Annotated in this window: 21 protein-coding genes; 14 read left to right on the top strand and 7 right to left on the bottom strand. The window is 60.5% G+C overall.

Annotated features, from left to right (window positions below; all coding sequences use genetic code 11):
- The first annotated feature begins 302 nt into the window (after positions 1 to 302).
- The 3 genes from pheT (at position 303) to EK369_RS06585 (ending at position 4,342) form a co-directional block, all read left to right on the top strand.
- Positions 303 to 2,702, top strand: a complete 2,400-nt coding sequence (pheT, locus tag EK369_RS06595; protein ID WP_127112904.1) for a phenylalanine--tRNA ligase subunit beta — start codon at positions 303 to 305, stop codon at positions 2,700 to 2,702.
- 4 nt (positions 2,703 to 2,706) lie between these two features.
- The gene (locus EK369_RS06590; protein ID WP_164726905.1) at positions 2,707 to 3,156 is read left to right on the top strand and encodes a GNAT family N-acetyltransferase; all 450 of its coding nucleotides are present in this window, start codon (positions 2,707 to 2,709) and stop codon (positions 3,154 to 3,156) included.
- 214 nt (positions 3,157 to 3,370) lie between these two features.
- On the top strand, positions 3,371 to 4,342 hold the full coding sequence (locus tag EK369_RS06585) for a hypothetical protein (protein ID WP_127112902.1): 972 nt from the start codon (positions 3,371 to 3,373) through the stop codon (positions 4,340 to 4,342).
- Positions 4,343 to 4,371: 29 nt separating this feature from the next.
- Here EK369_RS06585 and EK369_RS06580 read toward each other — a convergent pair whose 3' ends face one another.
- Positions 4,372 to 5,262 (bottom strand): LysR family transcriptional regulator, encoded by an 891-nt coding sequence (locus tag EK369_RS06580; RefSeq protein ID WP_127112901.1) that lies wholly within the window; start codon positions 5,260 to 5,262, stop codon positions 4,372 to 4,374.
- Positions 5,263 to 5,346: 84 nt separating this feature from the next.
- Between EK369_RS06580 and EK369_RS06575 the strand changes: the two genes are divergently transcribed.
- From EK369_RS06575 to EK369_RS06560, 4 genes are all read left to right on the top strand, one after another.
- On the top strand, positions 5,347 to 5,982 hold the full coding sequence (locus EK369_RS06575; RefSeq protein ID WP_127112900.1) for a class I SAM-dependent methyltransferase: 636 nt from the start codon (positions 5,347 to 5,349) through the stop codon (positions 5,980 to 5,982).
- Between the two features lie 160 nt (positions 5,983 to 6,142).
- Positions 6,143 to 7,825: an amidohydrolase family protein gene (locus tag EK369_RS06570; protein ID WP_127112899.1), complete on the top strand. Its 1,683-nt coding sequence runs from the start codon at positions 6,143 to 6,145 to the stop codon at positions 7,823 to 7,825.
- A 110-nt stretch (positions 7,826 to 7,935) separates the two neighbouring features.
- Entirely contained in the window at positions 7,936 to 8,385 is a 450-nt protein-coding gene (locus EK369_RS06565) for a YtoQ family protein (RefSeq protein WP_127112898.1), read from the top strand.
- A 71-nt stretch (positions 8,386 to 8,456) separates the two neighbouring features.
- Complete coding sequence (locus EK369_RS06560; RefSeq protein ID WP_127112897.1) at positions 8,457 to 10,061, top strand: GMC family oxidoreductase; 1,605 nt, start codon at positions 8,457 to 8,459, stop codon at positions 10,059 to 10,061.
- A 79-nt stretch (positions 10,062 to 10,140) separates the two neighbouring features.
- Here the strand turns inward: EK369_RS06560 and EK369_RS06555 are convergent, their stop codons facing one another.
- A complete protein-coding gene (locus EK369_RS06555; RefSeq protein ID WP_127112896.1) occupies positions 10,141 to 10,839 on the bottom strand; it encodes a glutathione S-transferase family protein in 699 nt (232 codons plus the stop codon).
- 147 nt (positions 10,840 to 10,986) lie between these two features.
- On the opposite strand from EK369_RS06555, the gene mscL reads away from it, so the two are divergent.
- Entirely contained in the window at positions 10,987 to 11,424 is a 438-nt protein-coding gene (gene mscL / locus EK369_RS06550) for a large conductance mechanosensitive channel protein MscL (RefSeq protein WP_127112895.1), read from the top strand.
- A 91-nt stretch (positions 11,425 to 11,515) separates the two neighbouring features.
- Entirely contained in the window at positions 11,516 to 12,319 is an 804-nt protein-coding gene (locus tag EK369_RS06545; RefSeq protein ID WP_127112894.1) for a mechanosensitive ion channel family protein, read from the top strand.
- 166 nt (positions 12,320 to 12,485) lie between these two features.
- Here the strand turns inward: EK369_RS06545 and EK369_RS06540 are convergent, their stop codons facing one another.
- Positions 12,486 to 13,463, bottom strand: a complete 978-nt coding sequence (locus EK369_RS06540) for an Lnb N-terminal periplasmic domain-containing protein (protein ID WP_164726902.1) — start codon at positions 13,461 to 13,463, stop codon at positions 12,486 to 12,488.
- A gap of 159 nt (positions 13,464 to 13,622) precedes the next feature.
- Positions 13,623 to 14,741: an alanine dehydrogenase gene (gene ald / locus EK369_RS06535; RefSeq protein WP_127112892.1), complete on the bottom strand. Its 1,119-nt coding sequence runs from the start codon at positions 14,739 to 14,741 to the stop codon at positions 13,623 to 13,625.
- Positions 14,742 to 14,884: 143 nt separating this feature from the next.
- Here ald and EK369_RS06530 point away from each other — a divergent pair, with 143 nt between their 5' ends.
- On the top strand, positions 14,885 to 15,343 hold the full coding sequence (locus EK369_RS06530; RefSeq protein WP_127112891.1) for an Lrp/AsnC family transcriptional regulator: 459 nt from the start codon (positions 14,885 to 14,887) through the stop codon (positions 15,341 to 15,343).
- Positions 15,344 to 15,405: 62 nt separating this feature from the next.
- Here EK369_RS06530 and EK369_RS06525 read toward each other — a convergent pair whose 3' ends face one another.
- The 3 genes from EK369_RS06525 to EK369_RS06515 form a co-directional block, all read right to left on the bottom strand.
- Positions 15,406 to 16,386 (bottom strand): P1 family peptidase, encoded by a 981-nt coding sequence (locus tag EK369_RS06525; RefSeq protein ID WP_127112890.1) that lies wholly within the window; start codon positions 16,384 to 16,386, stop codon positions 15,406 to 15,408.
- A gap of 59 nt (positions 16,387 to 16,445) precedes the next feature.
- On the bottom strand, positions 16,446 to 16,787 hold the full coding sequence (locus EK369_RS06520; RefSeq protein ID WP_127112889.1) for a cupin domain-containing protein: 342 nt from the start codon (positions 16,785 to 16,787) through the stop codon (positions 16,446 to 16,448).
- 120 nt (positions 16,788 to 16,907) lie between these two features.
- Positions 16,908 to 18,029 (bottom strand): serine/threonine protein kinase, encoded by a 1,122-nt coding sequence (locus EK369_RS06515; protein WP_127112888.1) that lies wholly within the window; start codon positions 18,027 to 18,029, stop codon positions 16,908 to 16,910.
- 325 nt (positions 18,030 to 18,354) lie between these two features.
- On the opposite strand from EK369_RS06515, the gene EK369_RS06510 reads away from it, so the two are divergent.
- The 4 genes from EK369_RS06510 to EK369_RS06495 all read left to right on the top strand — a co-directional run bounded on the left by EK369_RS06510 (position 18,355) and on the right by EK369_RS06495 (position 23,885).
- Positions 18,355 to 19,431, top strand: coding sequence for a coiled-coil domain-containing protein (locus EK369_RS06510; protein WP_127112887.1), 1,077 nt, complete (start codon positions 18,355 to 18,357; stop codon positions 19,429 to 19,431).
- A gap of 712 nt (positions 19,432 to 20,143) precedes the next feature.
- Positions 20,144 to 21,274: a hypothetical protein gene (locus EK369_RS06505; RefSeq protein WP_127112886.1), complete on the top strand. Its 1,131-nt coding sequence runs from the start codon at positions 20,144 to 20,146 to the stop codon at positions 21,272 to 21,274.
- Between the two features lie 152 nt (positions 21,275 to 21,426).
- Positions 21,427 to 23,364 (top strand): ATP-binding protein, encoded by a 1,938-nt coding sequence (locus EK369_RS06500; RefSeq protein WP_127112885.1) that lies wholly within the window; start codon positions 21,427 to 21,429, stop codon positions 23,362 to 23,364.
- Positions 23,364 to 23,885, top strand: a complete 522-nt coding sequence (locus EK369_RS06495; protein ID WP_127112884.1) for a hypothetical protein — start codon at positions 23,364 to 23,366, stop codon at positions 23,883 to 23,885. Before EK369_RS06500 ends, EK369_RS06495 begins: the two co-directional genes overlap by 1 nt.
- Positions 23,886 to 23,983 lie beyond the last annotated feature (98 nt).

Genomic DNA, 23,983 nt, shown 5'->3' with positions numbered 1-23,983 from the left:
GTTCGGGATTGTTCAGGGACAAGCTTTTGGCAGACGCAAGAGCTGGAGAGAGGGTTGTCGCTAGCGCGGCCCCAAGAACAACAGTCAACAAAATCTTCATTTTAAATACACCTTTTAATTGCATTAACGATTCGTTAATAATGGTTAACGTTGCACAAAAGATGGCGCTGATGCAAATATGGTGGCCTTCTAAGGGCTACCGGAACGCTCATTCAATGGCTGTTCTCGCAATGCACTCTTTCCCCCCTGCGCCATATCCGGTAAACGCCTGTCTGACCCAAGTTTGACTGGCGGAAAAGCGTATGAAATTCACTCTCTCCTGGCTGAAGGATCACCTTGATACCGAGGCGAGCCTTGACGACATCCTCTATGCCCTGACCGATCTGGGCCTTGAGGTCGAAGAGGTCTCGAACCCTGCCGAGCGACTGAAGGACTTTACCATCGGCAAGGTGCTGCATGCCGAAAAGCACCCCGATGCGGACAAGCTGCGCGTTTGCAAGGTGGCCACCGATGAGGGCGAATTGCAGATCATCTGCGGCGCGCCGAATGCGCGCGAGGGCATCACCGTGGTTGTCGCCAAGCCGGGCGTCTACGTGCCTGGCATCGACACCACCATCGGCGTGGGTAAGATCCGGGGCATCGAAAGCTTTGGCATGATGGCCTCCGAGCGCGAGATGGAGCTGTCGGACGAGCATGACGGCATCATCGAATTGCCCTCGGGCGAAGTGGGTGACCGGTTTGTCGATTGGCTGGCTGAACACGATCCTGCCAAGGTGGACGCGGTGATCGAGATCGCCATTACCCCGAACCGCCCCGATGCGCTGGGCGTGCGTGGCATTGCGCTGGACCTCGCGGCACGGGGCCTGGGCACGATGAAACCTGCGCCGGTGGAAAAGGTTGCGGGCACCTTCCCCAGCCCGATCACCATTTCGATTGACGAAGACACCCGTGAAAACGGCTGCGAGGTGTTTGCCGGACGTCTGATCAAGGGCGTCAAGAACGGCCCCAGCCCGGCGTGGCTGCAGGACCGTCTGCGCGCCATCGGCCTGCGACCGATCTCGGCATTGGTGGACATCACCAACTTTTTCACCTTTGACCGCAATCGCCCGCTGCACGTGTTTGATGCGGATAAGGTGAACGGCAACCTGCGGGTGCACCGCGCCGAGGGCGGCGAGACCCTCGTGGGGCTGGACGAAAAAGAATACACCTTTTCCAAGGGTCAGGTGGTGATTTCTGACGACACCGCGATTGAATCGATTGCCGGTGTGATGGGCGGTCTGGCGACGGGCTGTACCCACGAGACCACCAATGTGTTCCTCGAAGCCGCTGTCTGGGACACCATCCAGATCGCCTATACCGGCCGTGCGCTCAAGATCAATTCAGACGCCCGCTATCGCAACGAACGCGGCATTGATCCGGGCTTCAACATGGATGCCATCGAACTGGCCACCAGGATGATCATGGACCTCTGCGGTGGTGAGCCGTCGGATGTGGTTGTGGCTGGCGAAGTGCCTGACACCGCGCGGGCCTATAAGCTCGACACCGACCGCGTGCAGTCGCTGGTGGGCATGGAAATCCCCGCCGAGCAGCAGATAAAAACCCTGACTGCGCTGGGCTTTGTTGTCGAGGGCGACATGGCGCATGTCCCCAGCTGGCGTCCCGACGTCCAAGGCTCTGCCGATCTGGTGGAAGAGGTGGCGCGTGTCGCCTCGCTCACCAAATTGCAGGGCAAGCCGATGGAACGCACCCAGGCCGGTGTGCCCGAGGTGATCCTGTCTCCGATGCAGAAACGCGAGCAGATCGCGCGGCGGACCACGGCGGCGCTGGGCTACAACGAATGTGTCACCTACAGCTTTATCGACCGCAAGTCGGCGGAACTGTTTGGCGGTGGCTCCGATGCGACCATGCTGGAGAACCCGATTTCCTCGGAAATGTCCCACATGCGTCCCTCATTGCTGCCCGGTCTGTTGCAGGCCGCCGCCCGCAACCAAGCGCGCGGTTTCATGGACATGGCGCTATTCGAATGTGGCGCGGTGTTCCACGGTGGCGAGCCGGGTGAGCAGGAAAACATCCTGACAGGCATCCTTGTGGGCCGCACCGTGGCCAAGGACATCCATGGCGAGAGCCGTGGCGTCGACCTCTACGACGCCAAGGCTGACATGGAAGCGGTGATGAACGCCCTCGGCGCGCCGACCAAGCTGACCTATAACCGCGGCACCAACGGCTGGTGGCATCCGGGCCGCAGCGCCAAGGTGGGTCTGGGCCCGAAAAAGGTTCTGGGCGCCTTTGGCGAGCTGCACCCCAAGGTGCTGGCCGAGATGGACGTCAAAGGGCCGGTTGTGGCCTTTGCCATCCACACCGCCGAGATCCCCCTGCCGCGCAAGAAATCGGCAAGCCGGGGTGCTGTCACCATGAACGACCTGCAGGCGGTCGAGCGTGACTTTGCCTTTGTCGTCGACAAGGGTGTCGAGGCGATCAACCTCGTGAATGCCGCCGCCGGTGCCGACAAGGCGCTGATCGAAGACGTCCGCGTGTTTGACGAATTCATCGGTGGCAGCTTGGGCGAAGACAAGAAATCCATCGCCGTCACCGTGCGTCTGCAACCGACCGAAGCAACGCTGAAAGAGGCGGATATCGAAGCGGTGGCCGCCAAGATCGTCGAAAAGGTCAGCAAGGCGACCGGCGGCGAATTGCGCGGCTGATCCCGTGACCGGATTTGAGATACGAAGGGCCGTTCCTGCCGAAGGAGCGGCCCTTTGTGCTTTGCTGGAAGCCTCTTACCAGCCCTACCGTGACCGCGGCATTGCCCTGCCGGATGTGACCGACGGGCTGGACGCGGAAATCGCCGCCGGGCGGGTCTGGGTCGCGACCCAAAACAGGGACATCCTCGGCCTGTTGAACCTCTCAGTGACTCCGCCGCATGCACATCTGATCAACGTCGCTGTGTCGGCCAAGTCCAAGGGGCAGGGGGTTGGTGGGGCTTTGATCCGCCACGCCATCGCTTGCGCAGAAGGGGCCGGGTGCATCGCGCTCGACCTTGGAACCCATGCGGATCTGTCCGAAAATATCTCGCTTTATCAGCATCTTGGATGGGACATCATCGAACAGGATATGCAGCGCGTGCGCATGCGGCGCATCCTCGACCGTGGCGCTTGAACAACACCTGTCGCGACGATGACCCATTAGGGGGTTGAGCCGCGCCGCCCCCATTTTGTATGTCAGCCCCCCGCAACGACCCCAATTCCGGGGTGGAGAACCTGTGATGAGAAACACACCGATACCACAACTGCGCAATCGCAGTTTACGCATCCCCGCTCTCTAGTTGCCCGTGGTTGACCCGCGGGCGTTGACGCCTGTTGGGACAATCACCATGAAATCGACTGACATTACCCATGTCCGGCAGATGCTGCCGGAGACCATTCCATTCCCGTATTACGCGGACCGCGAAAGCCCCTGGTTGCTGGCGCAGCTGATGGCACGGCGTGCGCGTGTTTCTGACCTGCGCAACGGTCCGGCGGCCAAGCTGCTGGCCCGCCCGTTGGTTCAGCCGCTTGTCGCCGGCTGCGGCGGCGAGTTGCGCCAGCGTGACGTCATCGCACTGGCCTATGCGCAAGAGGCGATTGGCTTTCAGGACATGTCGCGGCCTGCACGTACCACGCTGGACGACGTCTATGGTGCCGACTGGCTTGGCTTTACCCTGACCTTTGGTGCCTGGGGGACTGACGAACCCGCCCACTGGGCGCAGATGTCGCGCGACGGGGGCAACCTCGTCCTCCAGCTGGGGTTCCCTGCGGATCATGCAGAGGTGATGGGCAAGTACCTTGAGCCGGACACCCGTCGCAAGTTCGAGGACAGCTATCACCCCGTGCGTCTGACCGGGGCACCAACGCTGGCCTGGGCGCGGCTGGACATCGACATGGACCAGGGCGTGGCGCTGATCGAAGAAATCCAGTGTGACTGGCTGCGCAACGTCCGTGACCAGCTGCGTTTCCTCGAAGACGAGCCGGAACGCAGCCGCGAGGCCCGCTCGACGCGGCTGTACGATGCCCATCTGCGGCAACGCTATGGTCGCGGCTGGTCGCGGGCGATGCTGTTGTCCACGCTGTTAGTGCTGCGGGATTACCTGGGCATTCGCGACGTGTTCATGCACCGGTTTGACCCCGGAAACGTGCTGAAATGCATGGATGGCGATTGCCCGCCGGTCTCGCTCTATCGCGACCTGCCCAAGGCATTCTGCTTTGCGCCGACCAAAGAGGCGCCGGGCTTTCTGGAACGCCTGCGCCGCCGCGACCTTGCCATCCTGCGGCAGGCCGGGCCGGTGTTCTGGCGGTTGCAGATATGACACCAGGGCGCGCTCCGCCGGGGCGCGCCCTACCGGGTCGCCAGATAGTCGGCCAACAGATCCCAGACCAGCCGGATGCGACGACTTGTGTGCAGCTCGCGGTGAGTGGTCAGCCACACAGGATAGGTGAACGGCGGGGCATCCGGCAGAACCCGGACCATCTCTGCAAAGCCTGCGGCGATGCCATCATCCATCACACCGATCCCGAATCCCTGCCGCACGTACTCCCACGCTGCGACACCGTTGGAACACCCCAGCCGGAAATTGTCGCGGCTGAGCGGCAGGCCAAGCGGCACCAGATACCCAAGCATCTGTTCCGGGTCTCCGAAGCTGATGAAGTCATGCGCGCTGAGGTCGGTCATGGTTTCCGGCGTGCCGCGCCGTGCGAGATAGTCCTTGGCGGCATAGAAATGCCCCGTCGATTCCTTGATGAGCCGCGCGATCAGGTCGGGCTGTTCAGGCCTCAAGTGGCGAATGGCAATGTCGGCATCCCGGCGTAGGATGTCCTTGACGTCATCCGAGGCGACAATCTCGATCTCAAGCTTTGGCGCCTGCTCGCGCAGTTGTCGCAGAAAGCCCGCCAGCCCATAGGTCGACATCACATCGCTTGCGGTGATCCGCACCAACCCGTCGATCGATTGCGAAAGCCCCGCGGCCATCAGCGAAATCCGCCCCGCCGCCTCGCCCATGCTGCGCGCATGTTCCAGCAACTCCGTGCCCGCGCGCGTCATCTGTAACGAGCGCCCGACACGTTCGAACAGCAGGATGCCCAGCTCTTGCTCCAGCGCCGCGACCTGACGGCCGACCGTGGGCTGTGTCATGCCCAGATCGCGCGCAGCCCCTGACAGGCTGCCCGCCTCTGCCGTCGCCAGAAAGGCGCGTATCTTGGCCCAATCGGCCCGATCCGAAGGTTTATTCATGCATTAATGTATAAGCGAAGCGCAGAATTCGGCAATTTCTATTGTCTGGCTGCATAAGTAGATTGCGGCCAAAGGAGAACCATCATGCGTACCGACGCCAATTTCTGGACCAAAATCGCGCCCAAATACGCCCGCAACGATATTCGCGATATGGAGGCTTACGAATACACTCTCGGTCGCACGCGGTCTTACCTGCGCGACACGGATAGCGTGCTCGAGGTCGGCTGCGGAACCGGCTCGACCGCGCTGTTGCTGGCGCCTTCGGTTGCCCGGATCACCGCCAGTGACTTTGCCGAGGGCATGTTGGAGATCGGGCGTGACAAGGCCCGCACCCAAGGCGTCGACAACATCACCTTCGCCAATATCGACGTGGCCGACCCGGCTCTTGACCAGTCTTACGATGCCATTCTTGGTTTCAATCTGTTCCACCTGATCAGGGATCTCGACGCATCACTGGCCGACGTCCACAAGGCCCTGAAGCCCGGCGGAATGTTTATCTCGAAAACACCCTGTCTGGCGCAGGGTGGGTTGGGGTTCAAATTTGGCCTGCTAAAGTTGATGATCCCGCTGATGCAGCTGCTGGGCAAGGCACCCTTTGTCAAAATGCTGACCATCCAAGAGCTTGAAACCGCGGTGACCAACGCCGGGTTCGAGATCATCGAAAGCGGCAATTTCCCGGCGAAACCCCCGTCGCGATATCTGGTGGCGCGGCGAAAGTAAGGGCGGGTGCTTCTGGCGGAGAAGCCGCTGGGAAGTTCGCGTGGCTTGCCTTGTGTGGTGTCTCGTCGCTAACCTCCATTTCATAAGCCAACAGATATCAGTGTTGTACCGCCGCTTGGCGGATGAGGATTACTTGAACGCAAAAGGATTGGGGGGACGCATGTCAGAGAATGAAATCACGCGCCGCACGTTCAACGCGGGAGTCACTGCCGCAGCCGCATTGACGGCTACGGGAACATCAGGCGCGGCGGTCGCCAGCATCAGAGAAGTCTTTGATGTGGTCCTGAACAATGGGCGGGTGATGGACCCGGAAACCCAGCTGGACCGGGTGGCGAACGTGGGGATCAAGGACGGCAAGATCGCTGCGATAACCTCGCAAGGATTGGAGGGCGGTCGGCAGATCGACTGTACGGGGCATGTGGTCTGCCCGGGATTCATCGACACGCACTACCACTGGCCACGCCCGATGGGAGACAAGCTGGCGCTGCGTGATGGCAGAACTACGGTTATGGACCTTGAGATGGGGACTCTCGGCACTCTGGTGGACGATTGGTATGCTGAGCGTGCGGGTACCAATCAGATCAACTATGGCTGTGCCTCGGCGCATGAATTTGCTCGGGCGTTGGTGCTGGACGGTATCACCACGCCGGACACACCCGAGGCGATGAACCATCGCGGCACACAGAAAACCGGTTGGTCGCTGACGCAACCCGACATTGCGCAGGGCAATGACATCCTGAAGGTGATCGACGCCGGCATGGCTGCCGGAGCGGTCGGGATGGGGTCGACGTTGGGATACATGCGCGACGGGGTTTCGGCGCGGGAAGCCTTTGAGGTCCAGCGCGTCGCGGGGGCCTATGGGCGTCCGTCGGCCTTTCATTTCCGCAATACCCCCGGCACCGACACACAGGAGGCCAACGGCATTCAGGAGCTTCTGTCAAATGCGACCGCCCTGGGGGCGCCTGCGATTGCCTGCCACTTCAACAATCCTGGCTACAACTTTGTACATGAGCTGCTGACCCGGCTACGCGGCCAGGGCCACAATGTCTGGGGAGAGCTTTATCCCTATACCGCTGGCTCGACGGCATTGAACGCGGTGTTTCTGGAGCCGGAGGTGTGGCAGGATCAGCTCGGCTATCGCATTGACGAAACCGTACAGGATGCGCTGACGGGGGAGTTCTATACGGCGGAAACCCGCAAGGAGATGATGCAACAGGAGCCTGGGCGGCTGGTTCTGGTGCACAAGATGCCGGAGAGCGCTGTGGTCGATTGGTTGAAGATGCCGGATGTCGCGATTGCTTCGGATGCGATGCCGATCATCGGGCAGGAAATCGCCTGGGATACACCCTATGAAGACCTGCCCAACACGCACCCGCGCGGGGCCGGATCTTTTGCACGTGCGCTGCGGATAGGGCGCGAGAATGGCATCCCACTAATGCAAAGCATTGCGCAGCTGAGCTACAACTCGGCCAAGCCGTTGGGGGACACCGGGTTGAAGTCGATGCAGGTGCGGGGACGGCTGCAAGAGGGCATGGTGGCCGATGTCACGGTATTCGATCCCGCAACGGTCACCGATCAGGCGACCTATACCCAAGGTGCGCTGCCCTCGACCGGGATACCTTATGTCATTGTGAATGGTGCGGTGGTGGTGGACAATAACGAGGTGCTGCAAGGCGTGACGCCGGGGCAGCCCATCCGCCATGACCCGCAGGACAGTCTTTTTACGCCGCTGGACGCGGAGGCGTGGTCGCGCAGCTATTATTTCGTGCCGCAGGATTTTGGCGGCGGTGTACCGAACACGCAACCCGTTTACGGAAAGAACGTGATTACCTGCTGCGGATAGAGTGCCAGCATATGCAGGTGCAAAGAAAAGCCCTACGGTACCGTAGGGCTTTTCTTTGCACGGTTGCGCCATTACTCACAAGATTAATCAGTTTTTCAGGAGGGGCCGACATGAGCTTGAACATTTATCTTTCCGGCGAGATACATACCGATTGGCGCGAGCAGATCATCGACGGCTCGGCCGGGCTGGACGTCACTTTCAACGCACCCGTCACCGATCACGACGCCAGCGACGATTGCGGTGTGGCCATTCTGGGGGGTGAGCCGAACAAGTTCTGGCATGACCACAAGGGCGCCAAGGTCAACGCGATCCGCACACGCAAGGGCATCGAAGACGCCGATATCGTGGTGGTGCGCTTTGGTGAGAAGTACAAACAATGGAACGCCGCCTTTGACGCGGGCTATGCCGCTGCCCTGGGCAAGTCGATCATCGTTCTGAACCCGCCCGAGCACCAGCACGCCCTGAAAGAGGTTCACGCCGCAGCGCTTGCCGTGGCCCAAGAGCCGAAACAGGTCGTCGAAATCCTGCGTTACGTGCTGACCGGGTCGCTGCCCGGCTAGGGGGTGGCGTCGCGTCACGCTTGATTGACCACTCTCCCTCGTTACGCTTTCGCGCAGAGGGAGAGAACGACATGGAATTTGACTATGTGATTGCGGGCGGTGGCTCGGCGGGCTGTGTGCTGGCCGCGCGGCTCAGCGAGGATCCGGATGTGTCGGTGTGCCTGCTTGAGGCGGGCGGCAAGGGAGAAGACCTCTTGATCCGCGCACCGGCACTGGTGGCGGCGATGATCTCGGGGCGGCCCAAGATCAACAACTGGGCGTTTCATACGGAACCGCAACCCGAACTGAACGGGCGGCGCGGGTTTCAGCCCCGTGGCAAGGCGCTGGGCGGATCCTCAGCGATCAACGCCATGCTCTATGTGCGCGGGCACCAGTCGGACTATGACGATTGGGCCAACCTGGGCTGCGAGGGCTGGGACTGGAAAAGTGTCCTGCCCTATTTCCGCAAATCCGAGGGCCACGTGCATGGCGCGGATGATCTGCATGGCGCCGACGGGCCATTGCAGGTGCGCGACCAATCGGCACCGCGCGCGATTTCCAAGGCCTTCGTTGATGCGGCGGGCGAGATGCAGATCCGCGCAAACGACGACTTTAACGGGGCCGAGCAGGAAGGTGCCGGTCTTTATCAGGTCACGCAGTTCCACAAGGGCAAGCGCGAAGGCCAACGGTGTTCCGCCTCGGCGGCCTATCTGCGCAACGTCGGCGGGCGGTCCAACCTCAGCATCATGACCCGCGCCCATGTGCGCCGCGTGACGTTCGACGGCACACGGGCGACCGGCGTCGAGTTTCGGCAGGGCCGCAAGCTGCAACAGGCCAAGGCACGGCGCGAGGTGATCCTGTCCGGCGGCGCCTTTGGATCACCGCAGATGCTGTTGCTGTCGGGGATTGGCCCGCGTGACGAACTGGCCGCACAGGGGATCACCGTTGTGCACGAGTTGCCCGGCGTCGGACAGAACCTTCAGGACCACCTCGATTATGTCATCAGCTACCACTCCCGGCGCAAGGATGTGGTCGGGCTCAACCCGCGTGGGCTTTGGGATCTCGGCAAGGCCGGGCTCAATTGGAAGCGTCAAAAGGGTGGCGAGTTCTCGACCCCCTTTGCCGAGGGCGGTGCGTTTTTCAAATCCGACCCGAGTATCGCACGGCCCGATCTGCAATTGCATTTCGTGGTGGGGATCGTGGACGACCACATGCGCAGGATTCATCTGAAACATGGCTATTCCTGCCACGTCTGCGTGTTGCGGCCCCACAGCCGTGGCCATGTCGGGCTGAATTCGCCCCGGGCCGAGGATGCGCCGCGGATCGACCCCAAATTCCTGAGTGATCCGCGTGACCTTGATCTGTTGAAAAAAGGCGCGCGGATGATGGAGGGCATTCTCGAGGCAGCCCCCCTGGCCCCCTGGCGCGGCAAACGGCTCTATGCGCAGGATGGCAGCGACGCGGCGCTCGAGGCGGATATCCGGGCGCGGGCGGACACGATCTATCACCCGGTGGGCACCTGCAGGATGGGTGCCGACGACATGGCCGTCACCGACCTCCAAGGGCGCGTGCATGGCGTCACGGCTTTGCGCGTGGTGGATGCCTCGCTCATGCCCACCCTTGTCGGTGGCAACACCAATGCGCCCACCATCATGATGGCCGAAAAGATCGCAGATCAGATGCGCAATCCCGCCTGAGCCTTCTTTTGGCCGAAAATATCCTCGGGGGTGAATTGCCCCATAGGGGCAAGAGGGGGCAGACAGCCCCCACTCTCCCTTACGGTCTGGGCGGTGTATTGCGGCCTTTTTCCACCGCAGGGCGCGCCATGAAGCGGTCGATATAGGCGGTCACATTGGCGAAGTCCGCCAGCCCGACAACCTCGGTCGCGCCATAGAAATCCAGCGCCGCCAGCCATGGGGCCAGCGCGATATCGGCAATCGAATAGTCCCCCGCGATCCAGTCCTGCCCCTCGAGCTGCTGGTTCACCACGTTGAGCAGCCGCTTGGCCTCGGCGACATAGCGCTCGCGCGGACGCGGGTCTTCGATATCGGCCCCGGCAAACTTGTAAAAGAACCCCAATTGGCCAAACATCGGCCCAACGCCGCCCATCTGGAACATCAGCCACTGAATCACGCGGGCCTTGTCGGCGGCGGTCTTGCCGATCAGCTTGCCGGTCTTTTCGCCCAGGTAAATCAGGATCGCGCCGCTTTCGAACAGCGCCACAGGTTCCCCATCCGGCCCGTTGGGGTCAAGGATGGCCGGAATCTTGTTGTTGGGGTTGAGCGCCAGGAACTCTGGGCTCTTCACCTCGGCATCCGAAAGACCGACCAGATGCGCCTCATAGGGCAGGCCAATCTCTTCCAGCATGATCGACACTTTCACACCATTGGGCGTCGGAAAGGCATAAAGCTGCAGGATATCGGGGTTTTCAGCGGGGTATTTCGAATTGATCGGGTGGTCTGTCACAAAGCTCATCACGCGTCTCCTCATCATCGCTCAGGAGGGAAACATATGTGCTTTTTCCCATCACACCAGAGCCATATGCGTGCAAAAGACAACATGTTAACCTGCGCCAGCGCAGAGAGAACAAAGATATGCGCGAACAGGGAGAAGGAGAAAAATATGCTTCAGGAGTTCCGGGATTTCATTGCCAAGGGCAATGTGATGGACATGGCCGTGGGGATCATCATCGGGGCCGCCTTTACGGCCATCGTCAAATCCATGGTCGGTGATCTGATCAATCCGTTTGTGGGATTGTTCATGGGCGGCGTGGATTTCACCAACCTCTACGTCGTCCTTGCAGGAGACGTGGCCGACGGCACCAGCCTGTCTGCAGCACGAGAGGCCGGGGCCGCGGTCTTTGCCTATGGCGCCTTCATCATGGCGGTGATCAATTTCCTCATCATCGCCTTTGTCGTCTTCATGCTTGTGCGCTACGTGAACAAGGTGAAAGAGGCCGCCGCCAAAGAGCAAGAAGAACCCGCACCGGCAGCCGAAGAACCCGCAGGCCCCAGCGAATTGGACGTTCTGCTGGAAATCCGGGATTCACTGAAGAAATAAGCGATCCCCACCCGTATTCATGGGAACAGCCCTTGCAGATCGGCGAGGGCTGTTTTTCATGGGGCAAACAGGAAACAACAGGATTCGAAACATGGATCAAGTGATTGAACAGGCGAACGCGCTCGGCCCGCTCGCGATGGCAACCATCAAGGCGCTGATCGTCATCGTTATCGGCTGGACCATGGCCGGCATGGTCGCCCGCGCCATCCGCAAACGCGTCAACGCCAGCGAAGAGATCGACAACACCCTTGGCAACTTTGCCGCCTCGATTGTGCGCTGGGCCATTTTGCTGATCGTATTGATCGCAGTGCTCGGGCTTTACGGGATCGAAGCAACCTCGCTCGTGGCCATGATGGGGGCCGTGACGCTGGCCATTGGACTGGCCTTGCAGGGCACGCTCAGCGATCTGGCCGCCGGGTTCATGCTGATCCTGTTCCGCCCCTACAAGCTGGGGCAATATGTCGACATCGGCGGCACCGCGGGCACGGTCAAGGACCTGAACCTCTTTGTCACCGAACTGGTGACCCCGGACAACGTGCAGATCATCGTGCCCAACGGTCAGGCCTGGGGCGCGATCATCACCAACTACTCGGCCCATGACACCCGCCGCGTCGACCTGGTGTTCGGCATCGACTATGGCGATGACGCCGACAAGGCGATGCGGATCATCCTGGATGTTGCCAAGGCAGATACCCGTTTGCTGAACGATCCCGAGCCCTGGGTGCGTGTCACCAACCTCGGTGACAGTTCGGTCGACATCACCGCACGCCTCTGGTGCAATGCTGCCGATTATTGGGATCTGAAATTCGAGCTGACCAAAGCTGTGAAAGAGGCCTTTGACAAAGACGGTATCTCGATCCCCTATCCCCACACCGTCATGGTGCAGCAGGGGTAGGAGTCGCTGCTCACACCTAGGGCTTCGGCCCAAAGGGTTTCGAAACCCTTTGGACAAGCAAATTCGAATTTGCTTGCGTGCGCGATTTCAAAGTCACCTGGTTCAAGCCGTTTCGAAACGGCTTGGCGCCCAAGGAGGAGCGTGACCAACATCGCATGCAAAGCGCTTACTCGGCCCGGATGATCTCGCTATAGGATTGTCCGGGCTGAAGACCTTGCGCTTTGGCGCTGATCGCTGCGCGGGCGCGGTAGTTGCCAAGCGGCGTGTCAAAGCCCAGCATATCCTGCTCAACCAGGTATTCCGGCAAGCCACCTGACAGGATAAAGCGCAGATCAAACGTGCGTCCGGGGTTGAAACTGCGCACCAGCCGATAAATGACCGAGGTGCAATTGGCGGTGATGGTGTTGTACCAGTACGGCTCTGCCGCCAGCTGGTTTGCCAGCCCGGCATAGGACAGGAACAATGCCTCTCGGGCCTCGGCATTCACGGTCAGCGGATAAAGGTAAACATCTTCGCGAGGGGTCCGCGCATTGGTGCGCAGATAGATCACATCCTCTTCGGTGGCGGCGATCAGCGACAGTTCGAACTGTTTGAACAACCCACCCAACTCCGAAAACGCCTCGCCCAGCTCTTTGCGGATCTCGACCGAGAACACCACCCGCTCGCCATCGGCAAAGCCAAAGCTCACCAGAACATGCGCGATCTTGTCGAGACCCCAGTAGCTCAGCGCCACATCCAGCGAGTCCAGCCTGTCCAGATCATAGGTCCGGCTTTCCCACCGCGCGTCAAAATCGTCCTGACTGCGCCAGACAAAGTTGCGCACATTGTGCAGCGTCACTTCCGAGCCATCAATCTCGGCGGTCAGGTTTTCCGCCAGTTCCGGCGCCCAGATCCGGTCGTTGCTGGGCTCGATGCCATTCCACCAGACCAGCACGGCAACCAGCGGCACCAGCGCCGCACCGACGTCGCGGGCGCGGTGGTCCGAAACCAGCACCACCCAGATCACAGCCAGAGCGATCAGCGCCGTAATCACCGTCGCGATCAGCCCTACATGAAACCACAGGGCAATCGCGGCCAGCCCATAGCCCGCTGCCAGCAACAGCACCACCACACCCAGCCCCAGTGTTTTCAAAACTTTTGTCACGCTGTACCCGCCCCGGACATCACCCGCCCGGTGTAGGCAAATCCCCTGCCCTTGGCAAAGGGAAAACCCCGGCGTCATCTTTTTGGAAATACTCGCAAAAACAAAGGCCGCCCCGAAGGGCGACCTTTTCTCAACAAGACAGGGAGGATGTCTTGTGGTTCAGGCTTTCAACGCCAGCGTTGGCGACAGCACATCCAGACCCAGGGCCTTGCCCACAGCGTAGTAGGTCAGCTGACCGGCGTGCACGTTCAGACCGTTGAGCAGATGCGGATCGTCCTCGCAGGCCTGACGCCAGCCCTTGTCGGCAAGCGCCAGCATGAAGGGCAGCGTGGCGTTGCCAAGCGCGATGGTCGAGGTGCGGGCAACAGCGCCCGGCATGTTGGCCACGCAATAGTGCATCACGTTGTCGACCTCATAGATCGGGTCGGCGTGGGTGGTCGCCTTGGAGGTTTCAAAGCACCCGCCCTGGTCGATGGCCACGTCCACGAGGGCCGCACCGGGCTTCATGGTCGACAGCTGCTCGCGGCTGATCAGCTTCGGCGCGGCTGCACCGGGGATCAGAACCGCACCGATCACCATGTCGGCGGTCTGGATCAGCTCTGCCGTGGCGCCAGCGGTCGAATACTGGTTCTTGAACGTGCCGCCAAAGACGTCATCGAGATAGCGCAGACGCGGCAACGAGCGGTCCAGCACGGTCACATCCGCGCCCATGCCCGCTGCGATCTTGGCCGCGTGGGTGCCGACGACACCGCCGCCGATCACCAGAACCTTGGCCGGGGCCACACCGGGGACGCCGCCCATCAGGACACCGCGGCCGCCATTGGCCTTTTGCAGGGTCCATGCGCCAACCTGCGGCGCCAGACGACCGGCCACTTCGGACATCGGCGCCAGCAGCGGCAGGCCGCCCCGGTCGTCGGTCACGGTTTCATAGGCAATCGCGGTACAGCCCGACGCCAACAGGTCATGGGTCTGATCGGGATCGGGGGCCAGGTGCAGATAGGTGAACAACAGCTGACCTTCGCGCAGCATCTTGCGCTCACCGGCCTGCGGCTCTTTCACTTTCACGATCATGTCTGCGGTGGCAAAGATTTCCTCGGCCGTGTCGATGATCGCGGCACCGGCGGCGAGGTAATCTTCGTCGGTAAAGCCCGAGCCCATCCCGGCACCGGCCTGAATGATGACGTCGTGACCATGAGCGACCGCCTCTTGAGCGGCGTTCGGGGTCATCCCGACGCGGAATTCCTGGGGTTTGATTTCAGTGGGGCATCCGATCTTCATCGCGCTTCCTCCCGTTAAGTCATTATCTGCGACCAGCTTGGGGGAGGTGCGATGAAATGTGCTGCATTTTTGAGCGAAATAAAAACATGCATTTCGAAGAATCTTCGACTATTTTGACCTGACACGCAAAAGGATGTCACAAAATGTCTCTTGATCAAACGGATCGTCGCATCCTTGGGGTGTTGCAAAAGAAGGGTCGAATCTCGAATGCGGACCTGTCCGAGCGGGTGAACCTGTCGCAATCTGCTTGTCACAGGCGGGTGCAACGGCTGGAATCCGACGGCTATATCCGCGACTACGTGGCCTTGCTGGACGCCCGCAAGATGAGCGTTCCGACCACGGTGTTTGTCGAGATCACCCTCTCGGGTCAGGCGGATGAGGTGCTGGAGGCCTTCGAGAAAGCGGTGTCGCGGATACCGGATGTTCTGGAGTGTCACCTGATGGCCGGGTCCGCGGATTACATTCTGAAAGTGGTGGCCGAGAACACCGATGACTTTGCCCGCATCCACCGTCAATACCTGGCCCGATTGCCCGGCGTGGCGCAGATGCAGTCGTCTTTTGCATTGAGGACGGTGTTCAAGACCACTGCCCTGCCGGTTTAGGGGCGCTGCCCCTCTTGGCCCGCTGGGCCAATTCACCCCGGGATATTTTTGGCCAAAAGAAGTTATGGGGCCTGGCGAAAGCAGGGATGCGTGTCGTTCGGGGCCGGGGTGGCGTGCCAGACTGCGCGGGCGATGGCACGCGCAAGGCAGGTGGCGGCGGCGTGGCCGAGCCAGAGCGTGTCCTCGACCGGGTTGGTCAGGGGGGTGGCGCCGGTCGAGACGCCATAGATCAGGTCGCCATCCATCGGCGTATGGGACGGCACCAGCGCGCGGGCCATGCCGTCATGGGCGGCGGTGGCCAGCCGGGTGCACTGGGACTGATCCAGCGCCGCGTCCGTCGCCACGATGGCGATCGTGGTGTTGGCGTTGTGGCTGGCGAGCTTGGTGCCTGGCAGACCCGGTGGGATCGCATGCGCCATGCCCCGCCCGCCGAACTCTTCGCCAATCTCCCAAGGGGCCGCCCAGAAGTGGTCGCCTGTCGTGGCATCCCCAAGCGCATTGGCCGCCACCAGCGCGCCAACCGTGTGACCGGATGGCAGGACGCAAGAGGCAGAGCCGAGGCCGCCCTTGTAGCTGGCCAGCGTGGCACCTGTGCCTGCGCCGTGACTGCCGAGGTCAAACTGCGCGCCGGCAGTTTCGAGGGCCACCATGCCCAACGCCTTATAGGGGTTCTCGGCCCAGCCCTTGTCGCCGCCATTCAGCAGGTCAAACAGGATCGCCCCCGGCACGATGGGCACCGTCTGATCACCCACCGCAAAGCCGCGCCCCATGTCGCGCAGCTTGTCGGCCACGCCAGAGGGCGCGTCCAGCCCAAAGGCCGACCCACCCGACAGCACCAGGGCATCCACCTGTTGCACCGTCTTGTCCGGTGCCAGGAGATCGCTTTCGCGTGTCCCCGGCGCGCCGCCCATGACGTGCAGGCCCGCGGTGAAAGGGTGATCGCCAACCAGAACCGTGACGCCCGTCTTGACCGTGTCGTCCGAGGCATTGCCCACCCTCAGGCCAGCAACATCTGTAATCAGGTTTTTGGGGCCGGGGGTCATGGCCTGTCCTTTCTGTCGGGGTGGGTAGGTCGGACAATCTTGTCCGACCTACGGAACGTTCACAAGCGGATCACATAGTCCTTGGTGGTGGTCTCGATCACCTCCCACGTGCCCTCAAAGCCCGGGCGCAGGATGAACGCGTCACCTGCCGCCAGCCGGACCTCGGACCCGTCGGCACCCGTCAGCACCGAGACGCCGCTGAGGATGCGGAAGTATTCCCATTCGTCGTAGACCACGCGCCACTTGCCCGGCGTCGACTGCCAGATCCCGGCGTAAAGCCCGTCGCGTTCCTCGAGGTTCCATGTGGTGAACTGCGGATCGCCCGAGATCAGGCGGTCGGCGGGCGGGGTGTCGTGTTCGGCCTCGACCGAGGCAGAGACTTTTTGGATCAGGTCAGACATGCGGTTCCCAGGGTGCAGAAGGGGGGTGATTTGCCCGCGAGAGTGGCACCGGGCGCGGGCGGGGGCAACAAAAAACGGCCCCTGACATGCAGGAGCCGTTTGTGTGGGGCAAGGCCCGGTTCAGAGGTTCGGAAAGTAGTCTTCGCAGTCGCCGTCGCGGTAGACGTCCGCCGTGCAGCAATGCAGGCCGCCGCCAAAGGCATAGGCATCGCGCAATTCAACCTCGACCACTTCCATGCCGAGCTTGTCCATCTGTTCGGCCTGATACACCTCGGACTTTTCAACACAGACGGTCTTGGGGTCCAGCACCAGCACGTTCATCGACAGCCAGGTCGACGAATAGCACAGCGGCGGCGGGGTGTTGTGCGCCGGTTGCGCGGAATCAACGATGTCCCAGCCGTTCTTGTTGAACATCTCGCGCTGCTCTTCGGGCAGGCGGCGTTGCGGGTTGTTCAGGATCAGACCTGGGCGCAGCGGGGTAAAGGTGGCGTCGATGTGGATCGGATAGGGATCACCGGGAAAGTTCACGGTGTGCACGCGGTGATCGGGGAAGTGGCGGCGCAGCCACTCGATTCCTTTGAGGTTTGTGGTAAACCCGTGTTGCACCACGAGGTCCTTGCCGAAACGCAGGACATCTGCGGCATCAAACAGCGGTTCTTCCTCGGTGGTGACAAAGAACTTTTCCTCGGCCCACTTCAGACGCTGCGCCACGCCGATTTTCTCGGACAGGTAATCCGGGTGATAATCCGCATCCGTCAGGCGCGGCTTGGGCGCGGCCTCGTGACGAAAGTTGGGGTCTTCGTCCCAGTATTGCTGCATCAGCGGGCGATAGTTCAGGTATTCGAACCAACGGCAGCGATAGGACATCGTCGCCTCCAGGATCTCATGCCCCACGGTCAGCAGCACGTCACGCGGCGGCATACAACCGAACTGGCTGTCAGTGTGGAAATCCGGCGTGGTCGCGGGTTGCGAATGGTCGATCGACGTCGGGCGATCCACGCGCACGCCACGGGCGCGCAGCTGGTCGGCGAAATTGTCCAGCAGCTCATTGGCGCGGTCGATGGTTTCCTGCGGACGGCGGCCCCACTGGCCACGCATGTCGCTGTCTTCGGGCACCTTGGCGTCCAGCGCGGGTTCCTCGGGGGGGATATGGCAATCATCCGCACGCCCCACGATCACGTGGCGCAGGGTGTCCCATTCGTTCCAGCTTTTGACTTCGGTTTTGTCCGGCGACCAGGCCATGCGCCTTCTCCTTGACTGCGGGAGAGGGCTGCGGGGCCCTCAATCTCCCGATTGAAAGTCCCGGCGTACAGGAACGGTGATCAAGACCAGAGCAGATGTGCCCTCCGGCGACGCCATCGCCGTGTGTCAGGACCGCTCTATAGCATTGCACGCGGCACCGGGAAAGAGGGTTCAGAGGCGCTATGACACGCCCATTGCCGCAGCTTTCTTCTTTCCATGCTGGGGGGGATTTGCAACACTTTCCCCAAAGTTGTACCCGGCCTGATGTAAATCGGATTAACACTCCCCATATCGGGCCCAAGTGATTGAATAAACGGAGGGATTGATGGCTGACTTTGACTCGCAGGTACGCGAATCTCAGGCACAGGTGGAACAGGCGCAGGCAAAGATCGCCGAGTTGACGGGGCGCATTGATGCCGCGCGGGCCAAGATGAAGACAGGCGATGACGTGTCCATCGACATCGAAAACGCCACGCTGGATGACGTGCATGCCCATACCGAGGTGATGAACGCCAACATCGCGGAACTCATCATGGGGCTGGACGACGTGACGGCGGCCTTTTCCAAGGACTTTGACCAGATGCGCGACAAGACCGGCTGGGAAAGCTTTGTCGGCATCTTCGCTCGGGCCAAGGCCGAGTCGATGCGTCAGGAACGCATCAAGACCGCCAATATCGACGATAAACTGCAGGATCTGATCGCCAAATCCGACGTCATCACCCAACTGCTCGAAGGGCAGCTGGCGGTGCTGAACGAACAAAAGGACAAGGTCGAAACCAACCTCACCGAAACGCTGGACGACCGCGAGGCCACCGTTGGCGCGCTCGAGGCCGTCAAGAATGAGATCAAGGGCATGGACCCCAAGATCATCGAGCTTGAGAACAAAATCTCCGTGGAACAGGACGCTGCCGCCCGCACCCAGCTGGAAAGCGAACTGGCGGCGCTGAACAACAAGTATAACGAGCTGGTGCAGGACGAGCAGGTCAAAGTGGCCAAGTCCCAGACGCTGGAACGCTATATCGAAAAGGGCAAGACCTGGATCGATTCACTGCAGAATCAGGCCGCGACGCAGATGGTGCTGATCAACAAGCTGCAGACCGACACCAAACAGCGTGTCGTGCTTTATGATGCCCTGACCAAGTCGCTGAAAACCGCGCAGCAACAGGACGTCGCCCACCGCATCAATGAAATCGGCGTCGAGACCGACAAAGAGGCGCAGGCCTCGATGGCGGCGATTGGCACGGCAACCAACCAGCGGATGGCCGAGATGATGGAAGCCCACGAGGACCACATGGTCTTTGCCCGCGACGTGCTGGAGGCCAAGGCCAAGGCCGACGAACGCTTTGCCCGCCGGTTCGAGAAGATCGTCGAGAAGCACGACAAGAACCTGTATGGGGCGTGATGTCGTTCATTGATGAGTTAAAATGGAGCTTGAAATGGGGCGCTATATTGGGCGCGCCATCTGTTATCCTGACGGTGTATGGCGTGTGGCATAAGTCCGAGGTCGGCAATCTACCCTGGCCGATACAGTTTAATGTTGTCCTTTTGCTCGTCACATTTGTTTCTGTCCTGCTATTCTGTTTTTGCGGTCTTCTTCGATATGTTCAGGCGCGTCTTGTGGCTTTAATGCTGAGGATTAACCCGAGACTTAAAACGGAGCTGGCGAAAAGCGGAATCGCAATGTGGTGGTGTGGTCTGTACACGGACGGCAGCAGCACGTTGAACAGTGGCCAATGACTTTCAAAGGAAAAACGGTTCACGTTCGGCTTGCGCGTGGAGGCATAGCCGCACCCGAGCCGGGGGGAACAAATGACGGTTAGAGTTCGGTCATTTCTTTCATTGTTGTTGGGCGTCTTATTGGTTGGCCTGGTATCTGCATGGATTGGCGAGAACCCGGCAGATGCCAGCTCCTTTCAACTGGTCTTGATATTCATAGCTTTGTTCCTTGTAGGGCCAATGGGGATATTCCGCTTGATCACTAGGTTTTTGTTTCGCGTCACCCACTGGAATCAGAGCCCCTACACACATGGGTCGCAACAAGAACTTAGAGGCACTGAAGTAAATGCATTGTTGGCGTCGTATTTGGGCCTTGATGAAAACGGTAAATTGAAAGCATGAGTAGTTCTGACACCCACACCGCCGACCACAAGGCGCTCCGCGACACCTATGCGTCGCGCCGCTACTTCAAGAAATTCGATGCGATCACCGATCACCTGACCCGTGTCGCCGCCGCCCGCGTGGCTGATGGCGCGCTCAGCAATGAAGACGTGCGCATCCTCACCCGCTATCTCGCGCAGCTTTCCTACACCTTCCGCGCGCTCAGCATGAAATACCTGCTGGTGGGCCGCGACACGGGGCAGTTCTTTGGCTCGCTCTCGTTCGATGCGGTCGAAAGCGGCTTTCCGATCTTCAACGAGCTTCTCGTCATGGCCAACGACGCGCAACAGGCACAAAGCCACCTGCGCAACATGCCCTCGGCCGAAGACCTCAAGGACCAGATGCTGCGCGTCATCATTGGTGACCGCGAGGTGCCGACCAAGCTGCAATTCGCCCTCTCGCAGCGGCTCTATTACGAAGAACTGGTCAAGGGCGATATCTTCTGGGCCCAGAACCACCCCGAGATCCAGTGGATCGGCAATATCGGCGAGGATCGGCGCAAGTTTGTGCTGCACTGGGCCGTCTATGACAGTCAGGTCAACCTGCCGACGATCTACCTCATGGACCTCGAGGATTCAGGCCGCACTGCCCTGCCCAAAGATGAACGTCGCTGGCCCGAGGTGCAGGCGCATCTGATGGGTCAATCGCTTGGCGCTCTGAAACTGGTGACCATCGCCAAGGGGTTCGACGAGAGCTTTGATGACCTCCACCCCAAACGCCTGCGCCGCTATCATGTCGGCCCGATGTATTCCTCGGCCTACACCCGACAATCCGGCCCCATCCGCGAGGTGCTGGAACAGGCCCGCGCACCCGAGGGCGAAGACTGGGCACTGGCCTGGACCGTCGAGACGCTGGAAAGCGAACGGGTGGCGCAGGAGAAATCCGGCTGGTTCTCGACTGTCGACCGCGAGATCTTTGCGCTTGATCCCTTTTCGGGCCGCGGCGTGGACACCGGCGCCACAACCACCGAACGCGCCATCATCCTGCCGCAGCGCCCCTACCAGGTGCTCGAGGACATGAACCCACCGGGGTTTGCTGCTGTGCGAAAATATGTGGTGAGTCCGCACGGAAGGGTGCTGAGTTATTGAATTGGCCCGCGCACGGGCCAAGCCTGCGGCGCGAGTATTTTTGGCAACACGAAGAGCGGGTTTTCCGCCAAATTTTGAAGGATAACCAAGTTGTACAACATGGGCAAACCCCCACAAAAAAGTTGTACAACATGGAGAAAACAGGGTGAGTCATGAGTTTGACCAGCGATCAGATGGAACTGCGCGAAGAAGACATCCAAAAGCACTACGCCGCCGCCTACGGCTTTCTCGACGGCTTTGATCACACCCCGCGCATCGCCAAGGCGAAGACGTCCGACAGGACGGAGGAGCGTTCGCCCGGCATCAGTACCCGCCGCCGGTTCCGGTCAACCACCCCTGGCCTTGTCACCCGCTCCACCGCGCGCCCCGAAGGCGTGCATCTGGTCGAAAGCATCGAAGGCGCGGATGGCGACGATCCCCTGATCTCACCCGCACAGGCCAACGTGTTGAACGGGTTGCGCCGCGCACTGGCGATTGCACTGGCCACGGGCGAGAATTTCTCGGACGCCTCCGGCCTCTCCGACCTCAAACGCGCCAACCTCGCGGGCAGCTTAAGCGCTGATAACAAAGCGGAATTTTCCGAACTCCTGACCGCCGAAGCGCTCGCCGTGCTGCATGTCTTTGCCAATGCCACCGCCTATCTGCTTGCCCCGCATCTGGGCGAAGTCACGGTAGAGGTGGGCGAGGTCGAAGAGGTTCTGACCGACAACGCCCAACTGGCCCTGCATGGCGCCCTGTGGGAGCTGGACCAGGACATCACCACACTCGCCACCGATGAAACGCGGCTGGTGGCGACGGTCTGCGCCTTTGCCGAACAGCTGATGGAAAAGCTCTCGTTGCGCGCCCAAACTGCCGCCCGCCTTGCCGCCTTTACCGGTGCCAGCTGGCGCGTCGAGGCAGATGACCTGACAATTCAAGGGTTTACCCCCGCCCGCGCCGCCAAGGGCACCACCCTGACCATGACCTTCAAAAAGCCAAACGAGGTCGTCGGCAACCACATTGCCAAGTATCAGGCCATGAAGCTGGCCAAGATGTTGATGGCTTATGATTTTGACAGGAAACTCAACCCCTTTGCCGAATTGGGCGGCTTTATCTTCACCTTCATGGGTGACGGCATGCCCGGCACGGGTAAGACCACGCTGATCCAGATGATGGCCGGTCTGATCAACGATTACTGTCAGGTCGCGGGCTATCCGTTCCGCTATCAGAACCTCTCGACCGACAATATCGACAGCTATCAGGGCAAATCCGGGCAGAATGCAAAATCGTTTATTAACAATATCATAGACCCAATGGCGATTGGCTTTGGCACGATTGATGATATCGACCAGCTGGCCGGCAAACGCGGCGACCGCCAATCCAGCGCGGGGCAACTCGAAATCACCGCCGTGTTGATGGAGAGCTTTGCGGGCGCCAACACCGTCGTGCGCGGCAACTGCACCTTTGGGATGTTCTCGAACTACCCCGAGAATGTCGACGACGCCCTGCGCCAACGTGCCGGGGCGCGGTTCCTCGTCGACGGCCCCAAGACCCGCGAAGACTATATCGACATCCTCGCTCTGTTGATGGGCAAGAACCACGATATCCCCTTGGGAGAACACGATTTATTCGAAGCTCAGGCAATCCAGAAAGCCGTCGCCGCGTCGTTTGAATCGCACTCCCGCCCGCATGAGGCCGGGCTGATGAACGTCTTTGACAAGGTGCACGACCAGATCGGCGGGCTGGACACGATTGCCAAGCTCGGCACCTATCTGAAAGCCATCCAAGAGGTCGACCCGCGCTTTACCGGCCGCGCGATCAAGAACATCACCGACGCCGTCAAGGTCCGCGCCATGGACTTTGAGCTGCCCGACGAGTGGATGGAAAACCCCGAGCTGTTCCTGTTCCAGACCTATGAACGGAAAAAGGATATGATCAGCGCCCTCCGCGTGCCGATCACGGTCGAGATGGTGGTGCAAGAAATCAACCGCTACGCCGATTCCGAGTTCCGCTATGCCGACAAGTCGGATGAGGTGGCGATTGAAGAGGCCGTGCGCGACATGCGCCGGATGGAAGAGGCGAAGCGGCGGTATTTGGAGGGGAAGGGGTGATGTTGGAGCTTCTTTCTGAAATTGATAGCTGGATCAAGACACACCAAGCCTTAGTTGCCACGATAGCGGTGCCCCTTTTGACTTTGGCAATAACTACGGTGAGTGGACGAGCGTCGGACAAACGTGCGCAACAGTCAAAAAGGTCTGACCGCGAACTACAGAAAGAAATGCAGATTGCTGAGTTTCGGCTGCGTTGGATTGAAGAGCTACGCGTGCTTTTGGCAGACTACAATGCGCTTTTAAGTTCATTTGAGTTTGATGCTCAAGACTATCAAAGGCTTACCTTTCTGATGTCTAAATTCCAATTGATGGTGAATCCGGCTGATCCCGATGTCGGAAAACTCATTAGTGCAATGAGCGAAGCGCTAGGCCAGCTTAATGAGGACGAGCCAGAAATAACCGGTGAGATGCACATGAACATTTGCACTTTGGGGCAACAATTCCTGAAGAAGGAATGGGAACGCTTGAAGATTGATGTTGAGCAAGTTGATGGGACCTTGTGCGATGAAGTCGTTGTCTAACCGCGGCGCAGCCGCGATGCGCCCGACCCGCCCCCATGGGCGGGCGCATTCTGCACCCACCCTCGGGCCGGGCGCATCGCTGGCCATTGGAGAGCGGA

The organism is Shimia sediminis, from assembly GCF_003990645.1.
GTDB classification, from domain to species: Bacteria; Pseudomonadota; Alphaproteobacteria; order Rhodobacterales; family Rhodobacteraceae; genus Shimia; species Shimia sediminis.
The sequence above is the reverse complement of the archived record's forward strand: the minus strand, read 5'-3'. Positions and strand labels throughout refer to the sequence as shown.

Bases quoted from the DNA above. Each gene is read 5' to 3' on its own strand.
- pheT (WP_127112904.1), top strand. From the start codon at position 303: ATGAAATTCACTCTCTCCTGGCTGAAGGATCACCTTGATACCGAGGCG.
- EK369_RS06585 (WP_127112902.1), top strand. From the start codon at position 3,371: ATGAAATCGACTGACATTACCCATGTCCGGCAGATGCTGCCGGAGACC.
- EK369_RS06580 (WP_127112901.1), bottom strand. From the start codon at position 5,262: ATGAATAAACCTTCGGATCGGGCCGATTGGGCCAAGATACGCGCCTTT.
- EK369_RS06575 (WP_127112900.1), top strand. From the start codon at position 5,347: ATGCGTACCGACGCCAATTTCTGGACCAAAATCGCGCCCAAATACGCC.
- EK369_RS06570 (WP_127112899.1), top strand. From the start codon at position 6,143: ATGTCAGAGAATGAAATCACGCGCCGCACGTTCAACGCGGGAGTCACT.
- EK369_RS06565 (WP_127112898.1), top strand. From the start codon at position 7,936: ATGAGCTTGAACATTTATCTTTCCGGCGAGATACATACCGATTGGCGC.
- EK369_RS06560 (WP_127112897.1), top strand. From the start codon at position 8,457: ATGGAATTTGACTATGTGATTGCGGGCGGTGGCTCGGCGGGCTGTGTG.
- EK369_RS06555 (WP_127112896.1), bottom strand. From the start codon at position 10,839: ATGAGCTTTGTGACAGACCACCCGATCAATTCGAAATACCCCGCTGAA.
- mscL (WP_127112895.1), top strand. From the start codon at position 10,987: ATGCTTCAGGAGTTCCGGGATTTCATTGCCAAGGGCAATGTGATGGAC.
- EK369_RS06545 (WP_127112894.1), top strand. From the start codon at position 11,516: ATGGATCAAGTGATTGAACAGGCGAACGCGCTCGGCCCGCTCGCGATG.
- ald (WP_127112892.1), bottom strand. From the start codon at position 14,741: ATGAAGATCGGATGCCCCACTGAAATCAAACCCCAGGAATTCCGCGTC.
- EK369_RS06530 (WP_127112891.1), top strand. From the start codon at position 14,885: ATGTCTCTTGATCAAACGGATCGTCGCATCCTTGGGGTGTTGCAAAAG.
- EK369_RS06525 (WP_127112890.1), bottom strand. From the start codon at position 16,386: ATGACCCCCGGCCCCAAAAACCTGATTACAGATGTTGCTGGCCTGAGG.
- EK369_RS06520 (WP_127112889.1), bottom strand. From the start codon at position 16,787: ATGTCTGACCTGATCCAAAAAGTCTCTGCCTCGGTCGAGGCCGAACAC.
- EK369_RS06515 (WP_127112888.1), bottom strand. From the start codon at position 18,029: ATGGCCTGGTCGCCGGACAAAACCGAAGTCAAAAGCTGGAACGAATGG.
- EK369_RS06510 (WP_127112887.1), top strand. From the start codon at position 18,355: ATGGCTGACTTTGACTCGCAGGTACGCGAATCTCAGGCACAGGTGGAA.
- EK369_RS06505 (WP_127112886.1), top strand. From the start codon at position 20,144: ATGAGTAGTTCTGACACCCACACCGCCGACCACAAGGCGCTCCGCGAC.
- EK369_RS06500 (WP_127112885.1), top strand. From the start codon at position 21,427: ATGAGTTTGACCAGCGATCAGATGGAACTGCGCGAAGAAGACATCCAA.
- EK369_RS06495 (WP_127112884.1), top strand. From the start codon at position 23,364: ATGTTGGAGCTTCTTTCTGAAATTGATAGCTGGATCAAGACACACCAA.